Consider the following 5931-nt stretch of genomic DNA (forward strand, 5'->3'; position numbering starts at 1 on the left):
GGCCGGGACCGCGGGGGGCGTGTCGGAGGGCGCGGCTAGCGTGCGGCGCATGGTCCACCGGTCCCCCGTCCCGCCCCGCCCCGACCTCGCGGCGCCGCAGACCGGCCGGCCCGTGCAGGTGACGCTCGACGACATCGGCACGCCGCTGCACGACGTCACGTTCGTCGTCGTCGACCTCGAGACCACCGGGGCCGCGCCGGGAGCGTCCGCCATCACCGAGATCGGCGCGGTCAAGGTCCGGGGCGGCGAGGTGCTGGGCGAGTTCCAGACGCTCGTGGACCCGGGCGGACCGGTGCCCGCGCAGATCCAGGTGCTCACCGGGATCACCACCGCGATGGTGGTCGGGGCCCCGAGGATCGCCGAGGTGCTGCCGTCGTTCCTCGAGTTCGCCCGGGGCTCCGTCCTCGTCGCGCACAACGCGCCGTTCGACGTCGGCTTCCTCAAGGCCGCCGCCGCGGAGACCGGGCACGCGTGGCCGGGGTTCGCCGTCGTCGACACCGTCCGGCTCGCGCGCCGGGTCGTCACCCGGGACGAGGCGCCGAACCACAAGCTGAGCACGCTGGCCGGCCTGTTCCGCGCGACGACGACGCCGGAGCACCGCGCGCTCGCCGACGCCCGCGCCACCGTCGACGTGCTGCACGCCCTGCTCGGGCGGCTCGCGCCGCTCGGCATCACGCACCTGGAGGACCTGGCGACGGCCGCCGACGCCGTGCCGGCAGACGTGCGGCGCAAGCGCACGCTCGCCGACGGGCTCCCGGACCTGCCGGGTGTCTACCTGTTCCGCGGGCCGAAGGACGAGGTGCTGTACGTCGGGACGTCGACCTCGCTGCGCAAGCGCGTCCGCTCGTACTTCACCGCCGCGGAGAAGCGGTCCCGGATGCGGGAGATGGTCCGCATCGCCCAGGCCGTCACGCCCGTCGTGTGCGCGACGCCGCTGGAGGCGCAGGTCCGCGAGCTCCGGCTGATCGCCGAGCACAACCCCCGGTACAACCGCCGGTCGCGGTCCCCCGAGCGCATGCCCTGGGTCCGCCTGACCGCCGAGGCGTTCCCCCGGCTGTCGGTCGTCCGGGAGGTCCGGGACGACGCCACCCACATCGGGCCGTTCGCGTCGCGCGCCGCGGCGCAGTCCGCGGTCGAGGCCCTGCACGACGCGTTCGCGATCCGGCGGTGCACCGGGCGGCTGCCGCTGGTCCCGGCCCCGGGGGCCAGCGCGTGCCACCTCGCCGAGATCGGCCGCTGCCCCGCGCCGTGCGTCCGCCCGGAGGCGGCCGCCGAGTACGCCGCGACGGTCGACGAGGTCCGCCGCGCGATGCTGGCCGACCCCGCCGCCGTCGTCGGGGCCCACACCGCCCGGATCGACGCGCTCGTCGGCCGGGAGCGGTTCGAGGAGGCGGTGACGGTGCGCGACCGGCTCGCGGCGTTCCTGCGCGGCTCGGCGCGGTCCCAGCGCCTGGCGCCGCTCGCGGCGTGCGCGGAGCTCGTCGCGGCCCGGCGCACCGACTCGGGCGGCTGGGAGGTCGTGCTCGTCCGGCACGGACGGCTCGCCGGGACGGCGCTGGTGCCGCGCGGCAGCGACCCGATGCCCGCCGTCGAGTCGCTGCGCGTCACCGGCGAGCACGTCCCCGCGCCCGTGGTCCCCGCACCCGCGGGGCACCCGGAGGAGGCCGACCTCGTGCTCGCCTGGCTCGGGCGTCCGGGGGTGCGGATCGTCAGCGTGAGCGAGCCGTGGGCCTATCCCGTGCGCTCGGCGCAGGCGCGCACCGACCCGGCCGACGCCGTCGCGGCCCGGCGGGAGGCGGCCGCGGCGCTGGGCGAGGCCGTGGACGCGGTGGCTGAGGACGGCGCGGAGGGGGCCGCGACGCGGGGCTGGCAGGAGCGGGACGCCCGGTTCGCGGCCGAGGCCGCCGAGGCGGGCGCCGGCTTCGGGCTCGGCGGGTCGTCGGGGCTCGGCGGGTCGCCCGGTGTCGGCTCGGCGTCGGGGCTCGGCGGGTCGTCGGGGCTCGGCGGCGTGCCGGGGCTCTCGCGCGCGTCCGACCTGCGCGCCCCGGGGCGGACCCGGCACACGACGCACGGGCCCGAGGACCCCGCCGCGGGGGCCGTCGGCGCGGCATGATGGCCTCATGCTGACCGCCATCGTGCACATCGACACCGACGCCGACCGCATCCCCGAGGCCGCCGCCGCCATCGCCAACATCCCGGGCGTGAGCGAGGTGTACTCCGTCACCGGCGGCGTCGACCTGATCGCCATGGTGCGCGTCCGCGAGCACGAGGAGCTGGCCGACATCATCGCGGACAAGGTCAGCAAGGTGGACGGCGTCGTGCGCACGCAGACGTTCATCGCGTTCCGCACCTACTCGCAGCACGACCTCGAGCAGGCCTTCGCCCTCGGCATCGAGGACTGACCGCGCGGCGCCCGCGCCCCGGCCCGGACGCCGGGGGGGTGGTCGACGGGTCGAGCGAGCAGCCGGCGGGTGCTCGCTCGACGCGTCCGTTGCCCCGTCGGCGACAGACGGCACCGGGGACGCGGCGGCCGGCGGCCGAGCCCGGCGGAGCGCGCGGGCCGTCACGCCCCGGCCAGGGCCTCCGCGACCAGCGCCAGGCCCTCGCGCTCGAACGCCTCGTCCCCGACCTGGTGCGCCCACGCCGCCGTGGCCACCGCCTCCCGCACCCGCGTCCGCGCCCAGGAGCCGGGGTCGCGCGGATCGCCGCCGTACCCGTCGAGGAACGCCGCCTCCAGCGCGGGGTCGCGCCGGAAGTCCCGCGCCGCGAGCCGCGCCAGGTCGGTCGCGGCGGGCCGCAGGTCGGCGCGGCCCAGGTCGATCGCGCGGACCTCGCCGTCGTGCACGAGCCAGTTCCGCGGCTGCCAGTCGCCGTGCGTCGGGACCAGCACCGCGGGCGGCTCCGGCCAGCCGTCCGCCATCGCCGAAAGCCGGGCGGCGTCCGCCGCGGGGATCCGGTGCGCGGAGCCGAGCCAGCGCCGCATCCGCGCGTTCTCGCGCGCCTCGTACCCGTCGTCGAGCCGCGCCTCGACCGCGTGCAGCTGGGCGAGCAGCCGCCCGGCCTGGGCGTAGACCTCCGGATCGTCGGCCGCGGGGTCGTCCAGCACGAGCCGGCCGGGCAGCCACCGGGTCACCAGCACGCGGGCGTCCGCGTCGTGGTGCAGCAGCGCCGGCGCCCTGCCCGCACGCACCCAGGGCGCGAGCCAGGACAGGTGCGCCCGGATCTCCCGCGCGATGTGGTGGTCGGACGGCCCGCCCGCCTTGACGACGCACAGCCCGCCGTCGGCGGCCCGCACCCGCAAGACCGTGGTCGCGATCAGGCCCCACCCGAGGTGCGCCTCGACGACGGCCCCCGGGAGCCAGCCCTCGACGAGCGAACGCTGCCGCGCGTCGAGCGCGTCGAACCCCGAGGTCATGCCCGCACGCTATCGCCCGCCCCGCTCCGGTCGGCCCGTGACCCCCTGCGTCCCGCGTCCGCTCACCGAGGGGGTACTCGACACGTCGAGAGGGCATCCGGCGGATGCACTCTCGACGTGTCGGTTGCCCACTCGGCGCGGTCAGCGGTCTGCGGTCAGCGGGGGCTTCAGGCCGAGGCCGCGCGCCAGCGCTCCAGGACGGCCGCCGCCGCGCCCGAGTCCACGGCCGCCGCCGCGTGCGACAGCCCCGCGCGCAGCCGCGCGACGAGGTCGCCCCCGTCCGCGCCGGTCCCCGGCAGGCTGCCGTCGGCGACCAGCGCCGCCGCGGCGTTGAGCAGCACCGTCTCCCGCGACGCCACGCGCTCCCCGGCCAGCACGTCCCGGGCCACGCCGGCGTTGAACGCCGCGTCCGCGCCCCGCAGGTCCGCGACCGTCACCGGCGCGAGCCCGAGCTCGGCCACGGGGTCGAGGACGTGCTCGGCGACCGCGCCGCCGGTCACGTGCCACACGTGCGACGTCCCGGTGGGCGCGAGCTCGTCCAGGCCGTCGTCGCCGCGGAACACCAGCGCCTCGGTCCCGCGCCGCGCGAGCACGCCCGCGACCAGGCCGGCCATCCGGGCGTCCGCGACGCCGATCGCCGCGGCGGCGGGCTGCGCCGGGTTGGTCAGGGGCCCGAGGAAGTTGAACACCGTCTTGATGCCGAGGTCCCGCCGCGCGACGGCCACGTGCCGCATCGCCGGGTGGAAGGTCAGGGCGAAGCAGAACGTGATGCCGACCTCGGTCGCGAGCTGCGCGACGCGCTCGGGGGTCTGGTCGAGCCGGATGCCGAGCGCCTCGAGGACGTCGGCCGACCCGGAGGAGGACGAGGCGGCGCGGTTGCCGTGCTTGACCACCCGCACGCCCGTGCCCGCGACGACGACGGACGCCATGGTCGACACGTTCACGGTGTGCGCGCGGTCGCCCCCGGTCCCCACGATGTCGACGGAGCGCCCCGGGACCGAGAACCGCAGGGCGTGCGCGAGCATCGTGTCGGCCAGCGCGGTCAGCTCCGCGACGGTCTCCCCCTTGGCCCGCAGGGCGGTGAGGAAGCCGGCGATGCGCGCGGGCGAGGCCGACCCGGACATGATCTCGTCCATCGCCCACGCGGTCTGGGCCTCGTCGAGGTCCCGGCCCTCGACGAGCGTGGTGAGCAGGTCGGACCAGGTGACCTGCTCGGTCATGCCGCGGGGGTCCGGGCGAGCAGGCCCACGACGGCGTCGTGCAGCTCGACCGGGTCGAGGGGCTGGGAGACGACCGCGTCGGCGTCGGACCAGGCGGCCAGCCAGGCGTCCTGCGGTCGGCCGGTGAGCACGAGCACGGGCGGGCAGCGGAACACCTCGTCCTTGACCTGGCGCGCGAGGGCCATGCCGCCGACCTTGGCGGCCTCGCCGTCGAGGACGAGCAGGTCGTAGGTCCCGGTCTCCGCCTGCTCCAGCGCCGCCTGCGGGGTGGCGACCTCGCTCCACCGGATGTCCGGCGCGCCGCGGCCCAGCCGGCGGCCGACGCCCAGGCGCACCTGCGCGCGCGTGTCGACGTCGTCGCTGTACAGCAGGATGCGCGGGCCCTCGGCGGGCGCGGCGGGAGTGGCGTCAGCGGCCATGGTGGTCCTTCGCTCGTGCGGGGGGACGTGTCGCGCGCGTCCCTGCCCTGCATCTTGGCACGACCACCGACACGCCGGTCGCGACGCTCCGACCTGCCCGCGAACACGCGGAACGAGGTGACGGTGTGACAGAAACCTCGGCGACGTGCGGGGACTAAGGACCCATGCACAGCGGTTTTCGGCCATACTGACACGCGTGACGACCGCAACGGCTGCCCCCGCCTCCGCTCCCCACGTGAGCGTCAACCGACCGAACCCCGTGTCGGTCGGGACGATCGTGTGGCTGGCCTCGGAGCTCATGTTCTTCGCGGGCCTGTTCGCGATGTACTTCACCCTCCGGGCGACGGTGCCGGAGGAGTGGGCGGTGCAGACCGAGAAGCTCAACGTCACGTTCGCGGCGGTCAACACGACGGTGCTGCTGCTGTCGTCGGTCACCTGCCAGATGGGCGTCTGGGCCGCCGAGCGGTTCCAGCCCGTGCGCTCCGGCTCGCTGCTGAACGTGCGCGGCTGGGGCATGAACGAGTGGATGACGCTCACCTACATCATGGGCGCCTTCTTCATCGGCGGGCAGGTCTTCGAGTACGCCGAGCTGGTCCACGAGGGCCTCACGATCTCGTCCAGCCCGTACGGCTCGGTCTTCTACCTGACCACCGGCTTCCACGGCCTGCACGTCGTCGGCGGCCTGATCGCCTTCCTGTTCCTGCTGGGCCGCTCCTTCACCGCCAAGCGGTTCGGCCACCACGAGGCGACCACCGCCATCGTGACCTCCTACTACTGGCACTTCGTCGACGTGGTGTGGATCGCGCTGTTCGCGACCATCTACCTCATCAAGTGACCAGCCCGCACCAGACGCCCCCCGCGCTCCCCCCGCACATCC

Annotated in this window: 6 protein-coding genes; 3 read left to right on the plus strand and 3 right to left on the minus strand. The window is 76.2% G+C overall.

The features are described from left to right. Nucleotides 1-49: 49 nt before the first annotated feature. Entirely contained in the window at nt 50-2113 is a 2064-nt protein-coding gene (locus MHY85_RS19760; RefSeq protein WP_239199874.1) for a DEDD exonuclease domain-containing protein, read from the plus strand. Between the two features lie 7 nt (nt 2114-2120). Next, on the plus strand, nt 2121-2402 hold the full coding sequence (locus tag MHY85_RS19765; protein ID WP_217613898.1) for an Lrp/AsnC family transcriptional regulator: 282 nt from the start codon (nt 2121-2123) through the stop codon (nt 2400-2402). 161 nt (nt 2403-2563) lie between these two features. Here the strand turns inward: MHY85_RS19765 and MHY85_RS19770 are convergent, their stop codons facing one another. From MHY85_RS19770 to MHY85_RS19780, 3 genes are all read right to left on the minus strand, one after another. Beyond that, nucleotides 2564-3415, minus strand: a complete 852-nt coding sequence (locus tag MHY85_RS19770; protein ID WP_239199877.1) for a phosphotransferase — start codon at nt 3413-3415, stop codon at nt 2564-2566. Between the two features lie 167 nt (nt 3416-3582). Continuing rightward, on the minus strand, nt 3583-4635 hold the full coding sequence (gene trpD / locus MHY85_RS19775; RefSeq protein ID WP_239199880.1) for an anthranilate phosphoribosyltransferase: 1053 nt from the start codon (nt 4633-4635) through the stop codon (nt 3583-3585). Continuing rightward, complete coding sequence (locus MHY85_RS19780) at nt 4632-5054, minus strand: two-component system response regulator (RefSeq protein ID WP_158374998.1); 423 nt, start codon at nt 5052-5054, stop codon at nt 4632-4634. The genes trpD and MHY85_RS19780 overlap by 4 nt, the downstream gene beginning before the upstream one ends. Before the next feature lie 187 nt (nt 5055-5241). On the opposite strand from MHY85_RS19780, the gene MHY85_RS19785 reads away from it, so the two are divergent. Continuing rightward, nucleotides 5242-5889 carry a heme-copper oxidase subunit III gene (locus tag MHY85_RS19785; protein ID WP_239199883.1) on the plus strand — a complete coding sequence of 216 codons (648 nt, stop codon included), beginning with the start codon at nt 5242-5244 and terminating at the stop codon, nt 5887-5889. Nucleotides 5890-5931: the final 42 nt, after the last annotated feature.

The organism is Cellulomonas sp. ACRRI (assembly GCF_022346185.1).
Lineage (GTDB): Bacteria > Actinomycetota > Actinomycetes > Actinomycetales > Cellulomonadaceae > Cellulomonas.